The sequence below is a fragment of the Bacteroides sp. AM23-12 genome (assembly GCF_003434395.1).
GTDB lineage: Bacteria > Bacteroidota > Bacteroidia > Bacteroidales > Bacteroidaceae > Bacteroides > Bacteroides thetaiotaomicron.
The window spans coordinates 310,887-331,178 of record NZ_QTLF01000004.1; the positions used below are offsets into that span (position 1 = coordinate 310,887).

General features: G+C 44.5%; 17 protein-coding genes. 10 read left to right on the forward strand and 7 right to left on the reverse strand.

Going from position 1 to position 20,292, the window contains the following annotated elements; genetic code table 11:
• Window positions 1-5 precede the first annotated feature (5 nt).
• The 5 genes from DW640_RS06580 to DW640_RS06600 form a co-directional block, all read right to left on the reverse strand.
• Window positions 6-1,070, reverse strand: coding sequence for a DUF5119 domain-containing protein (locus DW640_RS06580; protein WP_055229460.1), 1,065 nt, complete (start codon window positions 1,068-1,070; stop codon window positions 6-8).
• Window positions 1,067-1,936 carry a DUF3575 domain-containing protein gene (locus DW640_RS06585; RefSeq protein ID WP_065421918.1) on the reverse strand — a complete coding sequence of 290 codons (870 nt, stop codon included), beginning with the start codon at window positions 1,934-1,936 and terminating at the stop codon, window positions 1,067-1,069. The genes DW640_RS06580 and DW640_RS06585 overlap by 4 nt, the downstream gene beginning before the upstream one ends.
• 23 nt (window positions 1,937-1,959) lie before the next feature.
• Window positions 1,960-2,331: a hypothetical protein gene (locus DW640_RS06590; protein ID WP_048697421.1), complete on the reverse strand. Its 372-nt coding sequence runs from the start codon at window positions 2,329-2,331 to the stop codon at window positions 1,960-1,962.
• 358 nt (window positions 2,332-2,689) lie between these two features.
• Entirely contained in the window at window positions 2,690-3,718 is a 1,029-nt protein-coding gene (locus DW640_RS06595; protein ID WP_048697420.1) for a site-specific integrase, read from the reverse strand.
• Window positions 3,719-3,845: 127 nt separating this feature from the next.
• Entirely contained in the window at window positions 3,846-4,730 is an 885-nt protein-coding gene (locus DW640_RS06600; RefSeq protein ID WP_048697416.1) for a hypothetical protein, read from the reverse strand.
• A gap of 197 nt (window positions 4,731-4,927) precedes the next feature.
• Between DW640_RS06600 and DW640_RS06605 the strand changes: the two genes are divergently transcribed.
• The 8 genes from DW640_RS06605 (at window position 4,928) to DW640_RS06640 (ending at window position 15,413) form a co-directional block, all read left to right on the forward strand.
• Entirely contained in the window at window positions 4,928-5,806 is an 879-nt protein-coding gene (locus tag DW640_RS06605) for a calycin-like domain-containing protein (protein ID WP_117577652.1), read from the forward strand.
• Between the two features lie 16 nt (window positions 5,807-5,822).
• The gene (locus tag DW640_RS06610) at window positions 5,823-6,485 is read left to right on the forward strand and encodes an HmuY family protein (RefSeq protein ID WP_048697409.1); all 663 of its coding nucleotides are present in this window, start codon (window positions 5,823-5,825) and stop codon (window positions 6,483-6,485) included.
• 17 nt (window positions 6,486-6,502) lie between these two features.
• On the forward strand, window positions 6,503-8,650 hold the full coding sequence (locus DW640_RS06615; protein ID WP_048697406.1) for a TonB-dependent receptor: 2,148 nt from the start codon (window positions 6,503-6,505) through the stop codon (window positions 8,648-8,650).
• A 42-nt stretch (window positions 8,651-8,692) separates the two neighbouring features.
• Window positions 8,693-13,084, forward strand: a complete 4,392-nt coding sequence (locus DW640_RS06620; RefSeq protein WP_117577654.1) for a cobaltochelatase subunit CobN — start codon at window positions 8,693-8,695, stop codon at window positions 13,082-13,084.
• A 51-nt stretch (window positions 13,085-13,135) separates the two neighbouring features.
• Window positions 13,136-13,837 (forward strand): hypothetical protein, encoded by a 702-nt coding sequence (locus DW640_RS06625; protein WP_074858759.1) that lies wholly within the window; start codon window positions 13,136-13,138, stop codon window positions 13,835-13,837.
• Between the two features lie 33 nt (window positions 13,838-13,870).
• Window positions 13,871-14,488: a MotA/TolQ/ExbB proton channel family protein gene (locus DW640_RS06630; protein ID WP_074858756.1), complete on the forward strand. Its 618-nt coding sequence runs from the start codon at window positions 13,871-13,873 to the stop codon at window positions 14,486-14,488.
• A complete protein-coding gene (locus DW640_RS06635; protein ID WP_074858753.1) occupies window positions 14,485-14,811 on the forward strand; it encodes a DUF2149 domain-containing protein in 327 nt (108 codons plus the stop codon). The genes DW640_RS06630 and DW640_RS06635 overlap by 4 nt, the downstream gene beginning before the upstream one ends.
• A 335-nt stretch (window positions 14,812-15,146) precedes the next feature.
• The gene (locus DW640_RS06640) at window positions 15,147-15,413 is read left to right on the forward strand and encodes a hypothetical protein (protein ID WP_008763051.1); all 267 of its coding nucleotides are present in this window, start codon (window positions 15,147-15,149) and stop codon (window positions 15,411-15,413) included.
• 201 nt (window positions 15,414-15,614) lie between these two features.
• On the opposite strand, the gene DW640_RS06645 is transcribed toward DW640_RS06640, so the two are convergent.
• Both DW640_RS06645 and DW640_RS06650 read right to left on the reverse strand, forming a co-directional pair.
• Complete coding sequence (locus DW640_RS06645) at window positions 15,615-16,286, reverse strand: bifunctional 4-hydroxy-2-oxoglutarate aldolase/2-dehydro-3-deoxy-phosphogluconate aldolase (RefSeq protein WP_008763050.1); 672 nt, start codon at window positions 16,284-16,286, stop codon at window positions 15,615-15,617.
• A 64-nt stretch (window positions 16,287-16,350) separates the two neighbouring features.
• Window positions 16,351-17,376 carry a sugar kinase gene (locus DW640_RS06650; RefSeq protein WP_008763049.1) on the reverse strand — a complete coding sequence of 342 codons (1,026 nt, stop codon included), beginning with the start codon at window positions 17,374-17,376 and terminating at the stop codon, window positions 16,351-16,353.
• Window positions 17,377-17,628: 252 nt separating this feature from the next.
• Between DW640_RS06650 and DW640_RS06655 the strand changes: the two genes are divergently transcribed.
• Window positions 17,629-18,693 (forward strand): LacI family DNA-binding transcriptional regulator, encoded by a 1,065-nt coding sequence (locus DW640_RS06655; protein ID WP_011107293.1) that lies wholly within the window; start codon window positions 17,629-17,631, stop codon window positions 18,691-18,693.
• 25 nt (window positions 18,694-18,718) lie between these two features.
• A complete protein-coding gene (locus DW640_RS06660) occupies window positions 18,719-20,209 on the forward strand; it encodes a UxaA family hydrolase (protein WP_008763047.1) in 1,491 nt (496 codons plus the stop codon).
• Window positions 20,210-20,292: the final 83 nt, after the last annotated feature.

Sequence of the window (20,292 nt, forward strand, 5' to 3'; positions counted from 1 at the left end):
GTTAGTCACTCTATCGGTATGTCCGTATCCACTTCATCCCCCCAACCGTCTACATCTACATCAAATCCCGAGTTGGAACCGCCTTCGGGCTTTACATCGGGAATTTTGTCTGTCGTAGCTTCCACATAAATGGTGATAACGCCTTCGCCGTTGTCCTTCTCGGTCACTCTCACGTTGTCATAATCTCCCTCGAAAACGGTTTTTCCATCTACCAACTGTGCTTCCAGATGCAACCGGTGGCTTTGGGTGAAGTCGATGCCGAATACATTGAACGTCCCTGTCAATGTTCCGTTGAAAGGTGAACCCTCGTCGAACACCGGATGGGAGAGCGGAAACTCTTGTGCCACACTCTGTCCCGATGCTTTGCCTGTGGCAAGGAAGATAGATTCTGAGATACCATCCAGACGACAGATAGCGGAACGGACGTTGTTTAATCCTTCTACACGTATCACAGCTATTACTTCGCTCGTCCGTTTTTCCGGGACAAGGTGCAGCGTGCAACGATCATCTCCTGACTCAACGGAATATGCCGACTTACCGGAGGTAGTCTGGGAATAGTTGCCCAGCATATCCTCTGTTACCGTGAAACCTTCCATTGTGGCGGAAGCTAGCTTTTCAGGAGAACCGGTAATGGTGCGGGTATCCGTTTCTCCGTCTGTCCGTGTTTCTATTTTCTTGTTATAAGCCTCCAATGTTTCGTATCCGTCGTTTCCCCGGAAAGCGATATTGCTGAAATCTGTAAAGGAACGGTTGAAAAGAATGACATTGTAAACTCCTTCCGGCAGTCTTATGGCTTCCCGCGAGTAATCACCCATCAGGAAGATTTTAGGCTCACCGCCATTGGTCGGGTAGAATATGGCAGTGGCGCCTCGCGCCGCCTCGTCCTTGTTGTCCATCCCGGATTGGCTCCAATCGGCAGTCAGAGTGATTTCCGCCGCATCATAATAAGTAAGTTCCCTGCGTTCGCACCCTGCCAGGAAGAGTAACAGACAAAGGAGTATCCATAGATGTATGCAGGTGAATGGTAATTCAGCACGTATGTCGTTCGTCAATAATCGCTTACCGTTCATCTTGAGCCTCCTTTCTTCACTCTACGATTCAGTAGCCAGACGAGCGAGATTTTCGCTTTTGTGGGACCGAACCAGGTATATTTCCCGTTTTCCTGCCAGAGCAAGGTTTGGTAATTGTCGCGTGCATGATAGTGGCGGTAGTCCGTACGCAGCAAGCCTATGCCTATATTAAATTCAAGATGCAGATGGCGGGCAATACGTGTAGCCCATCCGTAGCTGACGCCGGCAGCGATAAAGAATTCACCTTGATAGCCTTTTTCGCCCCATTGCAGGTCGTATTTTCCACCTCCGGCATAGAGTCCCAGGAAATGTCCGGTCAGCACTTCACGGTCTTCACGACTCTTGCGGCTTCCCAGCCAATAGCGTCCTTCCAGACCGCCCATCAACACCTGCATACAGTACTTGCCCCTGTCGAACTGCCACCAAGGGAACGCATATTCTCCATTTACCGACCAACGCTTGCCGACAGGCACTTCTATTTCCACATTCGGCATCAGTGCAGCGTCAAACAAAAGATTGGTTTTCAGTGCCAGCAAGGGACGTCGGCGGCAAGAAGCCGCTACCGGATTTCTTTGCGGATACATTGTTTTTCCCGACTGGAGGAAGGTAAGAGTATCTGTTTCTATTGTGTGCGGCATGATGGACAGAATGGTGAACAGTTGGTCCATATGCCGGAACGTTCTACTGTTATCCATGTAGCTGCTGTCCACCAGCACCCTGTCAAAATGGAAGTAAAGCATCATCGGCTTACCAGATACTTCTTCACCTGTTCTCTGTTGGGCATAGCCGTAAGAAAGAAGGGTCAATAGCAATCCGCAGCAGAGAGTTCTCCGGTTTATAAAACTGATACATTCAGGTATGTTCATGATGATGGAGGTATTTTGAAGGTTTACCAGTCGGCTATTTTAATATCTGCCAGAAATGTACGTGCCACTTGATTGAAAACACCGATTTTGTTGGCTATCTGCCTATGGTATATATAAAATTCTTCAGGGGTAGGCATATTGCAACGGATAGGTTCATTCGTAGCTTCAAGTACGTCCAGTAAAGATATATCCGACAAGGGGCGGCTTAACTCATACGAAGAGAGTATTCCTGGCTCCTTATTCGGCAAACGACGGATGAGCCGCCCTGCTTCCAGTTTGTCGAACAGATCTTTCCATTCTCCTTCAGAAAGGAGGAAATTAGCCGTTTGCAAAACAGTATCGAATGAAAGATCTTGCAGCACGGCAATAGCTGTTTGTGTGCGTATAGATAACATATGGTTTGCTTTGTTCAACCGTTACTTACCAAGTAACAGAAAGGTTACCGGAAATTACTTACCAAGTAACAGCTAAAAGCAGTCCGCAACAGAAAGAAAAAGTGTTTTCTTACAAAATTCTTAAACGAAAAAGGTACTTTCTACAAAGATTAAGTAAATAGAATAGCGGTCCGTTTTTGAAAGTTCAAAGATGGATAAAGGCATTATGTGTTGTTTCAAATGAAAGCCGAAACAATATGTCGTTTTACGTGTATATGTGCTGCGAAACAGTTAAATATTTACAGGTTTAAAGATAAATTAAAGCATTTATTTTGATATATGAAGGATTATTTCCACCTTTGTCACCCGAAATAACCTGTTACTTGGTAAGTAACGGTATACCTATAAATCTCTTTTGCACAGCTAGATATTTATAATCTTTCCTCTCCTTAAACCTTACAATAGATACAATCAGGTCATCATTGGCATTATCCACTTTTTCGTTTTCAAAAGGTTTAAGGTAAGTTTCCGTCACCTTGATAGAAGAATGTCCCAATGCCTTACTGATAACCCCTATCAGTAGCCCTTGATAGAATGCCAATGTAGCCCATGTATGCCGGGCGGTATACGAACTGACCTTCACATCCGGTAACAACAATGCCGTCATCTTCTCCAATCCCTTGTTAAAATGGCGCAGAGCACGCAGATAACAGGCGTACAATTCAGCATCATCTTTCACCGTCTCATCCAAAATGGGAAACAGATAGACAGAGTCCGGATGCTTGCTACGATATTCCTTCAACAAACTCTGCGCCTCTTTAGGAACCCGTACTGTCATCTGCTGTCCTGTTTTGTGACGGCAATATACAATGGAGTTACCCTGTATATCCTGCTGACGCAAATAAGCAAGATCGATAAACGGCATCCCCCTAAAAAAGAACATCAACCGGAAATAAGCCAACGCACGCTGCACGTCTTGTGGCAATGACGCAAGGTCCGTAGTGAGCAGCATCCGCATCTGGTCTTCTGTGAGCGACCGTTTGGTCTGCGAAACCACCCGCGTGTACACACCATCAAACAGTTTCGGGCGATACTCAGCACTTCCCGGAGGACAAACCCTATTATACACTGCCCGAAGCGTGCGCATATACGTAGAAATAGTATTCCACTTACCATTCTTCTGACGCAGCCACACCTCATAATCCTTCAGCCGTGCGGCTGTGAACACCTCATCTATTGACATCTTAGCCTCATCACCATCAGAAAAAGCCTTGAAAGAATTCAGTGTACTATTATAGGTATGTACAGCCGAATATTTCTTTTCTTCTTTCAATTGGCTAATAATGGAAGCCATACAATCAGCAAGGTGCATCATTTCTTTCTCTTTTGTAATCTCTTTCGTTTCCATAACTTTATTATTTTTAGTTACGCATCCCGCACGCCCCCTACAACAAGAGTGCAATGCGGAAGGTTTTTGCGAAAGTAAAATAAGAGTAGGAATACAAAAGCGGATAGGAACGATAAAAACAATAGGGTCAGGAAACAGAACGATTCTTCTTTTTGGCAGACTGATAAAACAGGAAAGCCAACAGAGCGAAGAAGGCAAGAAGTATGGTGATCATCTCAGTCTTGTACGCCATCGGCTCTACCCATATTTCATGAAAAAGATTCCAGCGTCCAAGCACTTCCACAAATGTCCAGAACACAACGACAGTGGCAATAGAAAAACGGATAGCGTATCCCCATTGACTGATTTTCAACAAACGCCTGAACATAAAGAATGCACCGACCAGACAACCGAACGCAACAACGGCAGTAACAGGGCTATGTTCGCCAATGAAATTTTCATCATAGCAAAACAATAAAACCAGATAACTGGTCCACATGATAAGATTCAGTTCCATGAAAGTTACGATAGACGTATGCCGCGTCATTGGCTTTACTACAATAGTGGCAGTACTTTTACGGAAAAAGACTTTTTGAAGATAGGTAAAGAAATCGCATCCGCTCTTGATGCTGAAAAGATAAATCAACATGAACATTACCCAAAAGCCGAATGAGGAAGGCATGATCAGATACTCCGGTTTCGTAACCACTTCTCCGGCAGCATTCAGCAACGGCTGCACCTCATAACGATGCGCATAGTAAACATATATAAACTCCACCCATCCGGTCCAGAAGAGCAGTCCCCCAAAAAGCCCCCACAACGTCTGCCGGGTATCTCCTTTGGCAAATACTCCGACGATCACCATCACTAATCCCACAGCTCCCATCGAGAAAGCTGCATAATGAAGCGCCACAGACGAAAGCGCATGTTCCATGCAAATCATTAATGCATGCCCCAAAGGCATAGTAAACAAAACAATCAGGAAAGAAGCAAGTCCTGTCAATACACTTTTTCTACTGTAGCCACCTTTCATTTTCTTCTCAATTTTGTGTTTTTAATATTTAATTAATATAGAATTGCAAAGATAAAGACTTATGCCCCGCCATCCAATACCTATATATGATTAAACGGTTCATTTCTTTTCATTTCTTTTAGGTATTGCCGTCACTTATATATCCCCGTAACTTTGCAAACGGAAATTTAATTAATCATTATCTATCAAAATTCAGTATGAAAAGATTAAACTTATGGATGGTTGCTCTCATGGCACTATCATTCTCATTCACTTTTGTTTCTTGTAGCGACGACGACGACAATACTGAGCAAGCGAAAGCAATTGCCGGAACTTATAAGGGTTACTCTATCGGTGAAAGCAGAATGTTCTCTGACTATCTGATGGGCAGCGATGCCAGCGCAACAATTACTGCAAATACAGATGGTACTATTAATCTCGTATATAAATCCGGGTCCGGAGATTTTACTCTGAACAATCTGAAAGTTTCTTCTAAATCTTTCAAAGGCGAAGGTGAAGTTGCTCTGGCTATGGGTGGAAACACTCCCGGCAACTACGAATACACATTGGAAGGTAGTGTCAGCGATGCTAAAGTATTAACTCTGAAAGCCAATGTTCCTGTACCGATGGGTGGTATAGATATCAATTTCATTCAAGGAGAAACTCCGATCGCTTATTATGTAGCCTCCACTTATCAGTATGACACAAACCTCGCCATCAGCGTTCGGGGAACTTCGTACGGCTCTACCGAAGATTGTAAAGCAATCGTTAAACGTGCATCCGAAACTACGGTAGATATCACTCTGAACGGCTTTGGCAATTTATCAGGAGGCGGTAATATGAATTTGGGAGACTTCACGATTAGCGGAGTAAAGGTTGAAAAAGCAAATAGCGGTTACACGCTCAGTTTAGGCGCATTTGAATCTACAGCTGAATCCGCAAGCGGTACCCCCACTGCAATTACAGGTGAAAGTCTGGAAGGTACGGTTACGACTGATGGTAAAGCCGAAATTACGGTAGCCTTCAAACCGGGAAGCATGCCTATGGCAATCACCGCAGTATTCACCGGAAACGTCAATGAAACTAGTGCACAATAAATAATTAAAAGAGGAAATGAGAAGAAGCAGTAACGCTATTTTCAGAAATATCATGATACTGGGAGCGGCTATGTCGCTCTCAGCTTGTAATGGAATGTTTGAAGGGATTTACGACGATCCCATCGAAGCGGAAATGGAGATTAAAGAGAGTAGCTTTTCACAAATCAATGCTACTGAATACACTAACTGGGTCTATATCGACCTATCTGAACGTAAAGCAATGACTGTTGAAATCGGAGAGGAACATAAGAGCGAGATACCGGCAGAATGGGACCTTGCCATCCACCGCTACGACATCAAAACCAATGAAGGTGCAGCCTTCCAGACAACTTATACAAGTATTGATGACCTGAAGGCCAGTGGAAAACTTCCTGCCGAAGAGAATTTTGTAAAAGACGAATGGACGACGGATAAAATTGCAATCGACATGTCCGGTATGATGGAAGGAAACATTAAATATACAGAAGACTATCGTAATGATATTTTATCCGGCTGGTTAAACGTAGACACTTCAAGTATGCCTCCTATTTACACCATGTCCAATCAAGTCTATCTGATACGGTTGAAGGATAATACCTATGCAGCCATTCGTTTTACCAACTATACCAATGCCAGAGGCATAAAAGGATATATCGACTTTGACTTCCTGTATCCGCTTGATTTCGAAGAAAACAACTAAGCAACCAATTACAAAGAATGAAACCTACATTTATAGTATCCATCTTGATTTTCTCCTTTATAGCAACCTGTTCCACATTCGCACAACAATCGACTGAACATATCAGCGGACGTGTCACTGATACGAACGGTGAACCTCTCCCGGGAGCCACCATCTCCATAAAAGGGGAAAGAACAGGAGCCGTCACCAGTGCCGACGGAACCTATACATTACAACTGCCCGGAATCGGTTCTTATATCATTACTGCCTCCTACATAGGTTATCAAACAGAAGAAAAAAGAATAACCACCGAGAAGGAAAAGAAAATAAACTTCCGTTTATCCGAAGATCAGTTCGACCTCGGAACAGTCGTTGTAACCGGTACCCGTACTCCCAAATTGCTGAAGGACGCTCCCATCATCACCCGGGTAATCACCTCAGATGATATTAAGAAAGTAAATGCCAACAACGTAGCCGACCTGCTGAAGACAGAGTTGCCAGGTATCGAATTCTCCTTCGCCATGGATCAGCAAACCTCTATCAACATGCAAGGTTTCGGAGGAAACTCCGTACTGTTTTTGGTGGACGGTGAACGACTGGCAGGAGAGACACTGAATAATGTAGACTACGAACGTCTGAATCTCGACAATGTAGAACGTATAGAGATAGTGAAAGGCGCAGCATCTACCCTTTACGGCTCCAGTGCTATCGGAGGAGTAATTAACATTATCACCCGCGAATCGGACGATCCATGGAACTTAAATCTTAATTCACGTTTCTCCGAACACAACGACCAGCGGTATGGTGGCACTGCAGGATTTAATGCAGGTAAATTCAACAGCCTGACCAACGTGCAATATAATAATGTAGACACTTATGCCGTAGATAATCCGGGAGATTTCTCTACTGTGTTCGGAAGCCGGGTGTGGAACTTCAAAGAACGGTTAATATATCGTCCGCTGGAAACGCTCAAACTGACGGGAAGAGCCGGCTATTATTTCCGTGAACGCAATAAACCGGGGGATACCCAGGACAGATACCGGGGATTCAGCGGTGGAATGAAAGCTAACTACACCTTCAATATAATGAGTAACCTTGAAGTCGGCTATACTTTCGACCAGTATGATAAGAGTGATTATCAGTCTCTTTATAAAAATGACGTGCGTGATTACAGTAATGTACAGCACAATGTGCATGCACTCTATAATTATACCTTCAACGGAAAGCATACGCTGACTGTCGGTGCCGACTACCTACGCGATTATCTGATGTCTTACCAGTTCACTGATAACGCAGACCACACCATGCATACGGCAGACGCGTTCGGTCAGTTCGACTGGAACCCCACAGAAAGACTGAATGTGATAGCCGGATTACGATTCGACTACTTCTCCGACTCCAATGTACGCCATCTGTCTCCACATTTGGGAATGATGTATAAGATAGGCAACTGTTCATTAAGAGGATCGTATTCGCAAGGATTCCGCTCTCCTACCCTGAAGGAGATGTATATGGTGTTCAATATGGCAAATATGATGATGATTTATGGTAATCCGGACCTTAAGTCGGAAACAAGCCATAATTTCTCTGTATCTGCCGAATATACCAAGAGTCGTTATAACTTCTCCATTACAGGATATTATAACCTGGTACACAATCGTATCAATACCGTTTACAGCGAAGACCCCAAAGGACAAATCTATACCAATACCGACAAAATGGATATTGCAGGAATTGACGCCAACGTTTCCGCCAAGTATCCTTGCGGACTCGGTTATCGTCTGTCATACACCTATATTCATGAGTTCATGCGCGACGGTCAAAAGAAATTCACAGATACACGACCCCATACGGCAACTGTAAGAATCGACTGGGGCAAGACTCTGAACAAAGTCGATTTCAACTATTCACTCAACGGACGTTTGCTATCAAAAGTTAAAACAAACATCTACAACGATAGTTTCAACAATCCGTCTGCCGGAAGCCAGGCAGTCGAGTATCCGGGATATATGATATGGGATTTTACTTTCTCGTTGGGAATTATAAAAGGGATCAATATGAATCTGGCTGTAAACAACCTGTTCGACTATGTGCCGGATTATTATTATTTCAACTCTCCTACCACGACGGGAACCAACCTGACATTAGGACTATCACTGGATATAGACAGGCTCTTCAAAAAATAAACGGCAACAATAGAACTACATACAAAGCTAAAAATAAGAGAAATGAAAAAGAAAAGTAAAATCATTTTAGGTGGATGCATCGTTGTAGCAGCCCTGATAGGTCTATCCGTATGGAATACCTGGTTCAGCGCTACCAAAATAGCTTTCGTCAACTTCCAGACCATACAGCAGGGAAGCATCTCGAAAGCCAACGACAATTCATTCATCAAACTCAGCGAAGTGTCTCTTGACAACCTCGATCGTCTGACCAGTTATGACATGGTATTCATCAATGGCATGGGACTGCGCATTGTCGAAGAACAACGTCAGCAAATACAGCAGGCAGCAGATAAGGGTATCCCCGTATACACCTCTATGGCTACCAACCCTGCCAATAACATCTGCAACCTCGACAGTATACAGCAGAATCTCATACGCGGCTATCTGAGCAACGGCGGAAAGACCAACTACCGCAATATGCTGAACTATATCCGTAAAGCCATTGACGGAAAGGCTTCTGCTGTACCCGAAGTGGAAGATCCGATAGAAAGACCGAGCGATATGCTTTATCATGCCGGAATCAGTAATCCGGATGATGAACAGGAATTTCTTACCGTTGCCGATTATGAGAAATTCATGCAAGAGAATAACCTTTATAAAGAAGGGGCACGAAAAATCATGATTACCGGACAAATGGCAGATGCCACCGATCTGATAAAAGCGCTGGAGAATGCGGGATATAATGTTTATCCCGTTCAATCCATGACAAGATTCATGTCATTCATTGAGGAAGTGCAGCCCGATGCCGTCATCAATATGGCACACGGACGTATGGGAGATAAAATGGTTGATTATCTGAAAGCCAGAAATATCCTTTTGTTCGCTCCGCTCACAATCAACAGTCTTGTGGATGAATGGGAAAACGATCCGATGGGTATGTCGGGAGGCTTTATGTCACAGAGCATCGTAACACCGGAAATAGACGGAGCTATCCGCCCTTTCGCCCTTTTCGCACAATATGAAGATAAAGAAGGATTGCGCCATTCGTATGCCGTCCCCGAACGTCTGAAGACTTTTGTATCTACAATAGACAACTACCTGAATCTGAAAACAAAACCTAATTTTGAGAAGAAAGTAGCTATCTATTATTACAAAGGTCCCGGTCAGAACGCATTGACCGCTGCCGGCATGGAAGTAGTACCTTCCCTTTACAATCTTCTGCTTCGTATGAAACAAGAGGGATATAATATATCCGGTCTGCCTGCCAACGCTCAGGAACTGGGAAAAATGATACAAGCCCAGGGGGCGGTATTCAACGCTTATGCAGAAGGAGCTTTCAACGACTTCATGCAAAACGGACATCCCGAACTGATCACCAAAGAACAGTATGAAAGCTGGGTGAAAGAATCGCTTCGTCCCGAAAAGTATCAGGAGGTGGTAGATGCTTTCGGAGAATTTCCCGGCAACTATATGGTGACTCCTGACGGCAAATTAGGTATTGCCCGTTTACAGTTCGGTAACGTTGTGCTATTGCCACAAAACGCTGCCGGAAGCGGTGACAACTCCTTCCAGGTGGTGCACGGCACCGACATGGCTCCGCCACACACCTACATTGCCTCATACCTGTGGATGCAACATGGCTTCAAAGCCGATGCACTGATTCACTTCGGTACACACGGCAGTCTCGAATTCACTCCGAGAAAACAAGTCGCATTATGCAGCAATGACTGGCCGGACCGTTTGGTAGGAGCCGTTCCCCACTACTACCTCTACTCTATCGGAAACGTCGGAGAAGGTATGATGGCCAAACGCCGTTCTTATGCTACCTTGCAATCATATCTCACTCCTCCTTTCCTTGAAAGCAGCGTACGCGGCATTTACCGGGAATTAATGGAAAAGATCAAAATCTATAATAACTCCCAGAAGGCAAACAAAGATCAGGAGTCGCTGGCTGTGAAAACCTTGACTGTGAAGATGGGAATCCATCGTGATTTAGGACTGGACAGTATGGCTAATAAACCGTATACGGAAGATGAAATCGCCCGTGTAGAAAACTTTGCCGAAGAACTGGCTACAGAGAAAATCACGGGGCAGCTTTACACAATGGGAGTTCCTTACGAACCGGAAAGAATAACTTCTTCTGTCTACGCGATGGCAACAGAACCGATTGCCTATAGTCTTTTTGCTCTTGACAAGCAACGCGGCAAAGCTACAGAATCTGCCGAAAAACACCGAAGTGTCTTTACCCAGCAATATCTCATGCCTGCCCGCCTTCTCGTAGAGAGACTGATGGCTAACCCTTCACTGGCAACCGACGAACTGATTTGCCACACAGCCGGAATCACTCCGCAAGAGTTGGCAAAAGCGAGACAGATAGAAGCCGAGCGCAATGCCCCCAAAGGCATGATGGCAATGATGATGGCTGCCGCAGCCAAAAAGGATCAGGCTGATAATGAGCCGTCGGGCAATGGTCATCCGGCTTCGGCAAAAATGGAAAAAGGACCTCATGGTAAAATGCCTGCAGGCATGAAAGAAGCCATGAAGAAAATGGGTGCTAACATGGACCCGGAAAAAGCGATGGAAATGGCCAAATCAATGGGTGCCAGTCCGGAAGCTTTAAAGAAAATGGAAGCCAGCATGAAGGCTAATAAGGATACATCCACAGACGCTTCGGGCAAACCGGCAATGGCAGGAAAGACTGAAAAGCCGCAGGGTATGTCAGCAATGATGGCAGCTATGGGAAAGGCTCCGAAAGAATACAGCAAAGAAGAGGTGGAATTTGCGCTTGCAGTAGCTGAAGTAGAACGTACCATCAAGAATGTAGGCAATTATAAAAATGCACTTCTGACAAGTCCGGAAGAGGAACTGAGCAGTCTGATGAATGCCTTGAAAGGCGGATACACAGCTCCCACACCCGGTGGTGACCCGATCGCTAATCCGAACACGCTACCTACCGGACGTAATATGTATGCCATTAATGCCGAAGCGACTCCGACAGAGTCTGCCTGGGAAAAAGGTATTGCTTTGGCCAAGCAGACAATTGATAGGTACAAGCAACGTCACAACGACTCCATACCACGCAAGGTCAGTTATACACTATGGTCATCCGAGTTTATTGAAACCGGAGGGGCAACCATCGCACAGGTACTTTATATGTTAGGTGTTGAGCCTGTCCGTGATGCTTTCGGTCGTGTCAGCGATTTAAAACTGATTCCTTCAACCGAATTAGGACGTCCGCGCATCGACGTGGTAGTCCAGACTTCCGGACAACTTCGTGATCTTGCCGCCTCCCGTCTCTTCCTCATCAACCGTGCAGTAGAAATGGCTGCCGCCGCCAAAAACGACAAATATGAAAATCAGGTTGCCTCCAGCGTAATAGAAGCCGAACGGGTGCTGACCGAAAAAGGATTAAGCCCGAAAGATGCCCGCGAAATTTCAACATTCCGGGTATTCGGAGGAGCCAACGGTATGTATGGAACCGGTATTCAGGAAATGGTAGAATCCGGCGACCGCTGGGAGAATGAATCGGAAATCGCCGATACTTATCTCAATAATATGGGCGCGTATTACGGCAGCGAAAAGAATTGGGAAGTATTCCAAAAGTTCGCTTTCGAGGCTGCACTGACCCGGACGGATGTTGTCGTACAACCACGGCAAAGTAATACCTGGGGAGCTTTAAGCCTTGACCATGTATACGAATTTATGGGAGGTATGAATCTCGCCGTACGCAATGTGACCGGCAAAGATCCGGATGCCTACCTCAGTGATTATCGCAACCGGAACCATATGAAGATGCAGGAACTGAAAGAGGCTGTCGGCGTAGAAAGTCGCACCACTATCCTGAACCCAACTTACATCAAAGAGAAAATGAAAGGCGGGGCTTCTTCGGCAAGTGAATTTGCAGAAGTGATCACCAATACCTATGGATGGAATGTGATGAAACCGGCTGCAATCGACAAAGAGCTTTGGGATAATATATATAATGTATATGTGAAGGATGAACTGAACTTGGGAGTCAAACAATATTTCGAACAACAGAATCCTGCCGCTTTGGAAGAGATGACTGCCGTCATGCTCGAAAGCGCCCGTAAGGGATTGTGGCAAGCAAGTGAAGAACAGGTAGCGGAACTTAGCAAACTTCATACGGAGATTGTCAATACTTACCGCCCGTCTTGTTCCGGATTTGTTTGTGACAATGCCAAGCTCCGTGACTTCATTGCATCGAAAGCAGACGCACAAACCGCTACACAGTACAAAGAAAATATCTCTAAAATCCGTGAAGCAAAAGCAAGCGGCAGCAACAAGGGAGTGGTGATGAAAAAAGAAGAGATGAATCAGACAGCCGAAAATCAGACAAATACATTAAGCAATGTAGCCGTAGGCATCGCTGTCATTATCGTTATTCTTGCTCTGATACTCTTTGTACGCAAGCGCCGCAAAAGCAGTCAGATGTAACCCACGTCCTGTGAATTATCAATCGTAACTTGTAAATTGTAAAATCATATAATGGATACAGTTGTTCTTGTACTTATGCTTCTTACAGCATTTAACTTTCTGTTGAAGCAAACGTTCTGGAAATTAATAGCGGTCGGTATTATCGCCGCTATCTGCGCTGTCTTCGCCGGATTGATGTGGCCGTATGCTATCGAGCAATCGAAGACTCAGATAGCCAATTGGCTAAGCAATCAGCCCTTGATGCTAGATACTTCCGTACTCCTCAGTGTGGAAGTCTGCATACAAATGGCTTATGCCATGCTTGCCGTCCACGTAGCCAATGACTATCCGGTCAAGCCGCGCATGATACTCATGTACCGTTTTCTCCGCTGGTTTCCGGGATTATTGATTTTCCCGGTTTTATTCAGCGGGCTGGTATATCTCATCTTTGCTTTTCCGGGTACTTCATTTCAAACGATAGCATGGAGCTATGCAGCCTTTATCCTGGCAGCCATCCCTTGCGGCAGATTTATACTGCTCTATTTGTTGCCGGAAAAAGAACTGCGCCTCGAACTATTTTTCCTGACCAATGCCCTGGTAGCCGTTTTGGGAATTGTTGCCACAGTCAACGGAAAGACTTCCGCAGCAGGTGTCAGTGAAATAGACTGGAAAGCATTGACAGGCGTCATAGTCATCGCACTGGCTGGCGGAATTTTCGGACTTCTCTGGTGGAACATCCGAAACAGAAACAAAGAAAAAAGTGTGAAACAATAATAGAATAAATAACTCTTCAAATTATCAATAACAATGAACTTTATATCAGATATTTTATACTGGATTTCAACAGGCTTGCTCGTTCCTGTCATCGTTTTATTAATCATCCTCTTTTGCCGCGCGATTTTACTTGCCGGTAGTTTCTATGGTCAATATCTGTCCATTCGTAAAACGGAAACCCTGCTCCGCAACGAGCTGAGCAAGCTGACTCCGGACACGGTAGAAGAACTGAGTTCCAAACTTCCGGAAAATTCTAGATCACTTGTCATTACCTATATGCGTCAGGTATTGGACACCCGTGATACTCCGGCACAGGTACAACGTTTATTGGCTAATTTTGAAATCGCAGCGGACAAAGACTTAGCCATCTCCAAGACCCTGACCAAACTGGGACCGATCTTAGGTCTGATGGGAACATTAATTCCAATGGGACCCGCCCTCGCAGGACTGGCCAGCGGAGATATTGCTTCCATGGCTTACAATATGCAGATCGCTTTCGCCACCACTGTAGTCGGACTGGTAGCCGGTGCCGTAGGCTTCCTTACACAGCAAGTGAAACAACGCTGGTACCTGCAGGATATGACCAACCTTGAATTCATATCCGAATTGCTCAATGACAAACGTTCCATTCATAAAACCTCAGAGAAATGAAACATAACCTATTGCGAAAAGAGGAAGACTCCGACCCGATCAGCGTAGTATCCAATCTGTTCGACATTGCGATGGTTTTTGCCGTTGCATTGATGGTAGCACTTGTCAGCCGGTATAACATAACAGAGGTTTTCTCGCAGGAAGACTATACGATGGTAAAGAATCCGGGTAAAGAGAATATGGAAATCATTACCAAGGAAGGCAATAAAATCAACCGGTATACCCCGTCCGAAGATCAGGACAAGAAAGAAGGTAAACGTGGGAAAAAGGTAGGCATTGCCTATGAACTGGATAACGGTGAAATCATTTATGTACCTGAATAACTAATTAAGGCATCTTTGTCGTCCGAACAATTAACATCGTGAAGAATCTCCTCTTTGTATGTACAGAAGAAGAGATTCTTCTTTAGCACAACACACATACAACTTTTATCATTGGTATGGCGTTGCACAACAGCGATAACCCCGATTGCATGTGCCTTGTCTGCCTGTATAATTGATCTACATCAAATCATTTGAAAAGAATATGCTTCTCATGCTCCATCGTTTACTTTTTTAGTTACCTTTGCGCCGATTTTAAGAATCCCTTTGAACTAAACCATAAGTACTGTGTTGAAACCATAACAGGAATTTACGTATAACTTAAAAGGGTAAGAAAGATGTCTACAGAAATATTAGTGGATACTGTAACCACAACTACAGATAGCTGCCAGATGGTAGCAACAGAAACAACACTGCAAGTAACAGCAGCCACCAAGTCTGACAATCAGACTACAGCCAACGAGGCTTATACCGCTGTACCTCCACGCCGCACTTTCAATGAACAGAAACCGTTTGTATTTTCAATCGTAGGCTTTGCCGTGGTGTACATTGCAGCGCTCGTTATCGGACGGATTATCAAAATGCGAATGCCACATCATTCTTAAAAGAAGCGCTTACGACCAACAAAAAAAACAAGTCACCAAAATGATCACTCATTCCGATGACTTATCCCCTTTAAACACCTTTAAACAAAATGGAAAATATGCCTCATTACTAACTAAACTAACTAACCCTTTGAGGCATATTTTGAAGAGGCTGACGCATCAGCCTCTTTTTTATTTATAGATAGCTTTCGCTCTCTAATCTTATTTTTTGCGAGCCTCGGCAATATAGCTAAGAGCTTCTTCGCATTTTGCAGTTACATAAGCCCAGTCTTCTGCTGCTACCTTGTCTTTCGGGAACAGTTTTGATCCCATACCGACACAGAATACACCTGCTTTAATCCATGCAGTCAGGTTTTCCTTGGAAGGCTCTACCCCACCAGTCACCATCAGCTTAGACCATGGCATCGGAGCCATCAAACCTTTCACAAAGTTAGTTCCATATACATCACCCGGAAACACTTTGCAAAGATCACAACCTACTTCCTGCGCAAAACCTACTTCAGATACAGAACCACAACCCGGAGTATAAGCTACCAGACGACGGTTACATATCTTAGCGATTTCCGGATTAAATAACGGACCTACCACAAAGTTAGCTCCTAACTGAAGATACATAGCAGCAGTAGCCGGATCAACGATTGAACCGATACCGATAGCCATTTCAGGACATTCTTTTGCTGCATATTTCACGATTTCAGCAAATACTTCCTGTGCAAAGTCACCACGGTTGGTGAATTCGAAAGCACGAACACCACCGTCATAACAAGCCTTTACTACTTTCTTTGCCACTTCCGCATCTTTGTGATAGAATACAGGAACCATACCTGTAGAGCCGATTTTATTCAATACGGCTATTTTATCGAATTTTGCCATTTTAATTTCTTATTTTAAATGAATTGATTTTTCAAACTCTCAACTCTCCATTCTCAACTCTCAACTATCGCTGTACGCGACCGCTTGCGTCACCACCAGCCAATGCTTCCACTTCTTCTACAGAAACAAGGTTAAAGTCACCATTGATTGTGTGTTTCAAAGCAGATGCAGCAACAGCGAATTCAAGAGCTGCACCCTGGTTAGGCTTAGTCATCAAACCGTGGATAATACCGCCGGAGAAAGAGTCACCACCACCTACACGGTCGATAATCGGATCGATATCATAACGTTTGGAAGTATAGAATTCTTCGCCATTGTATATCATAGCTTTCCAACCATTGTGAGTAGCAGAGAAAGATTCGCGCAATGTAGAAACCACATACTTGAATCCGAATTCTTTCATCATCTGCTGGAAGATACCTTTATAGCCTTCAGCATCTGTGTGGCCTGCTTCAACGTCAGCATCCGGTTTGAAGCCCAGACACAGTTCCGCATCCTCTTCGTTACCGATACATACATCCACATACTTCATCAACGGTTTCATGATAGACTGTGCTTTTTCCTTTGTCCACAGTTTCTTACGGAAATTCAAGTCAACCGATACAGTTACGCCATGACGCTTAGCTGCTTCGCAAGCCAGACGAGTCAGTTCGGCAGCTTTGTCAGAAATAGCCGGAGTGATACCGGACCAGTGGAACCAGTCAGCACCTTCCATAATAGCATCAAAATCGAAGTCGGCAGCATCAGCTTCAGCGATAGCAGAATGAGCACGGTCATAGATAACCTTGCTGGGACGCATAGAAGCGCCTGTTTCCAGATAGTAGATACCTACGCGGTCGCCACCACGAGCAATAAAGTCTGTCTTTACACCATATTTACGCAATGCGTTTACAGCAGACTGTCCGATTTCATGTTTCGGCAATTTGGTTACGAAATAGGCTTCATGTCCGTAGTTGGCACAGCTTACTGCAACGTTCGCTTCTCCACCACCATATACTACATCAAAAGAGTCAGACTGAACAAAGCGGGTATTACCTGGAGTTGACAATCTAAGCATGATTTCGCCTAATGTAACGACTTTCTTTCCCATAATCTTATGTTTTAAATTCTAAGTTATTAATATTATGAAGTTTCAATTTATCATTTTTACCCCATTTTATGAGTTAAACTACTGATTACATGACTATTAATACATAAACAGAGTTATACCACACACCTTTCGTGTGCGGGCACAAAGATACAACAATTTTCGTAATTACAAAAATTGTTATATATTTGTATCGAAAATATTAAGATTATTATTGTGTGCGAGCACATAAACCTATATAAATAAGGTGATCGTATGAATAAATTGCCCGAAAGAATCAGAATCAAAGACATCGCCCGTTTAGCAGACGTGTCTGTAGGAACAGTAGACCGCGTCATTCACGGACGCAGCGGAGTATCAGAAGCAAGCAAAAAACGGGTGGAAGAAATTCTGAAGCAGCTTGACTATCAACCTAACATGTATGCCAGTGCCCTGGCTTCCAACAAGAAGTACACATTCATCTGTCTTCTGCCTCAACATCTGGAAGGCGAATACTGGACAGCAGTAGAACTGGGTATCCACGAAGCTATCGCGACCTACTCGGACTTCAATACCTCGGTAAAGATCAACTATTACGATCCATACGACTATCATTCGTTTGTAGACGCCAGCGAAGCTATCCTGACTCAGCAACCGGACGGAGTGATGGTGGCCCCTACGGCTCCGCAATATACGAAAGGCTTTACTGATCAGTTGCAAACGTTGGATATACCTTATATATATATAGACTCAAATATCAAAGACGTACCTCCCCTCGCCTTCTTCGGTCAGAACTCACGCCAAAGCGGATACTTTGCCGCCCGTATGCTAATGCTGCTTGCCAGAGACGAAAAGGAAATCGTTATTTTCCGTAAGATACATGAAGGAATTGTCGGTTCTAACCAGCAAGAGAACAGGGAAATCGGATTCAGGCAGTACATGGAGGAACATCATCCGTCTTGTACTATACTGGAGCTTGACTTGCATGCCGAACGCAATGATGAAGATAACGAAATGCTGGATGAATTCTTCCGTTCTCACCCGAACGTAAAGAATGGAATCACTTTCAATTCAAAAGTCTACATTATCGGCGAATACCTGCAAAGTCGCGGAAAGAAAAATTTCAATCTGATAGGCTACGACCTTCTGGAACGGAATGTCACTTGCCTGAAAGAAGGAAGCGTTTCCTTCCTCATCGCCCAGCAACCGGAACTGCAAGGCCTCAACGGCATCAAGGCGCTCTGCGATCACCTCATTTTCAAGAAAGACGTGACTTGCATCAACTATATGCCGATTGACTTGTTGACTGTAGAAACAATAGACTATTACCATAGCAAATAACAACAAAATCCAACTAAACAAGTACATGGAAACAAAGTATTTAAGAATTAATCCTGCCGACAACGTTGCCGTTGCCATTGTTAACCTCCCGGCAGGAGAGCATCTATCCGTAGATGGAATAGAGATTACACTAAACGAAGACATTCCTGCTGGACATAAGTTTGCATTAAAAGATTTTGCAGAAGGCGAGAACGTAATCAAGTACGGCTACCCTATCGGTCATGCCCGTATGGCAAAAAAACAGGGAGACTGGATGAATGAAACGAATATCAAGACTAATCTCGCCGGACTGTTGGAGTATACCTACCATCCGACTCAGGTTACTCTGGATATCCCTCATAAAAACCTCACTTTTAAAGGCTACCGCCGTAAAAATGGTGATGTCGGCGTAAGAAATGAAATCTGGATTATCCCGACTGTAGGTTGCGTTAACGGTATCATCGGACAACTGGCCGAAGGCCTGCGCCGTGAAACGGAAGGAAAAGGGGTAGATGCCATCGTGGCTTTCCCGCACAACTACGGTTGCTCACAGCTTGGAGACGATCACGAAAACACGAAAAAGATTCTTCGCGATATGGTACTTCACCCGAATGCAGGCGCAGTACTGATAGTAGGCTTGGGCTGCGAAAACAACCAGCCGGACGTATTCCGTGAATTCTTAGGAGACTATGACCAGGACCGTGTGAAATTCATGGTAACCCAGAAAGTTGGTGACGAATACGAAGAAGGAATGGATATTCTGCGCGATTTATATGCCAAAGCATCCAAAGATGAACGTACGGAAGTACCTTTGTCAGAACTTCGTGTCGGACTGAAATGTGGTGGTTCCGACGGTTTCTCAGGTATCACTGCCAATCCGTTGCTGGGCATGTTCTCAGACTTCCTGATTGCACAAGGCGGTACAAGCGTGCTGACTGAAGTTCCGGAAATGTTTGGTGCGGAAACAATTCTGATGAACCGTTGCGAGAACAAAGACCTGTTCGAACAGACCGTACACTTGATCAATGACTTCAAAGAATATTTCCTGTCCCATGGCGAGCCTGTGGGTGAAAATCCATCTCCGGGAAATAAAGCCGGCGGCATCTCCACTCTGGAAGAAAAAGCACTGGGATGTACACAGAAATGTGGTAAAAGCTATGTATCCGGCGTGATGCCTTACGGAGAACGTCTGCAAAAGAAAGGACTGAACCTGCTTTCCGCCCCGGGCAATGACCTAGTAGCTGCTACTACCCTTGCCGCAAGCGGATGCCATATGGTACTCTTTACCACCGGACGTGGTACTCCTTTCGGCACTTTCGTTCCGACGATGAAGATTTCCACCAATTCTACTTTGGCTAAAAACAAACCGGGATGGATTGATTTCAATGCCGGAGTCATCGTTGAGAACGAACCGATGGAAAAGACTTGCGAACGCTTTATCGAGTATGTGATTAAAGTAGCAAGCGGTGAGTTCGTTAATAACGAGAAGAAAGGTTATCGTGAAATTGCCATCTTTAAAACAGGAGTTACATTATAAGCGTTTCACCATCAAAGGAAATATTACAGTTATGGGGAGGGTGAATTCTAAGTCCTCTCCAAACAATATCTATAAAATCTTAC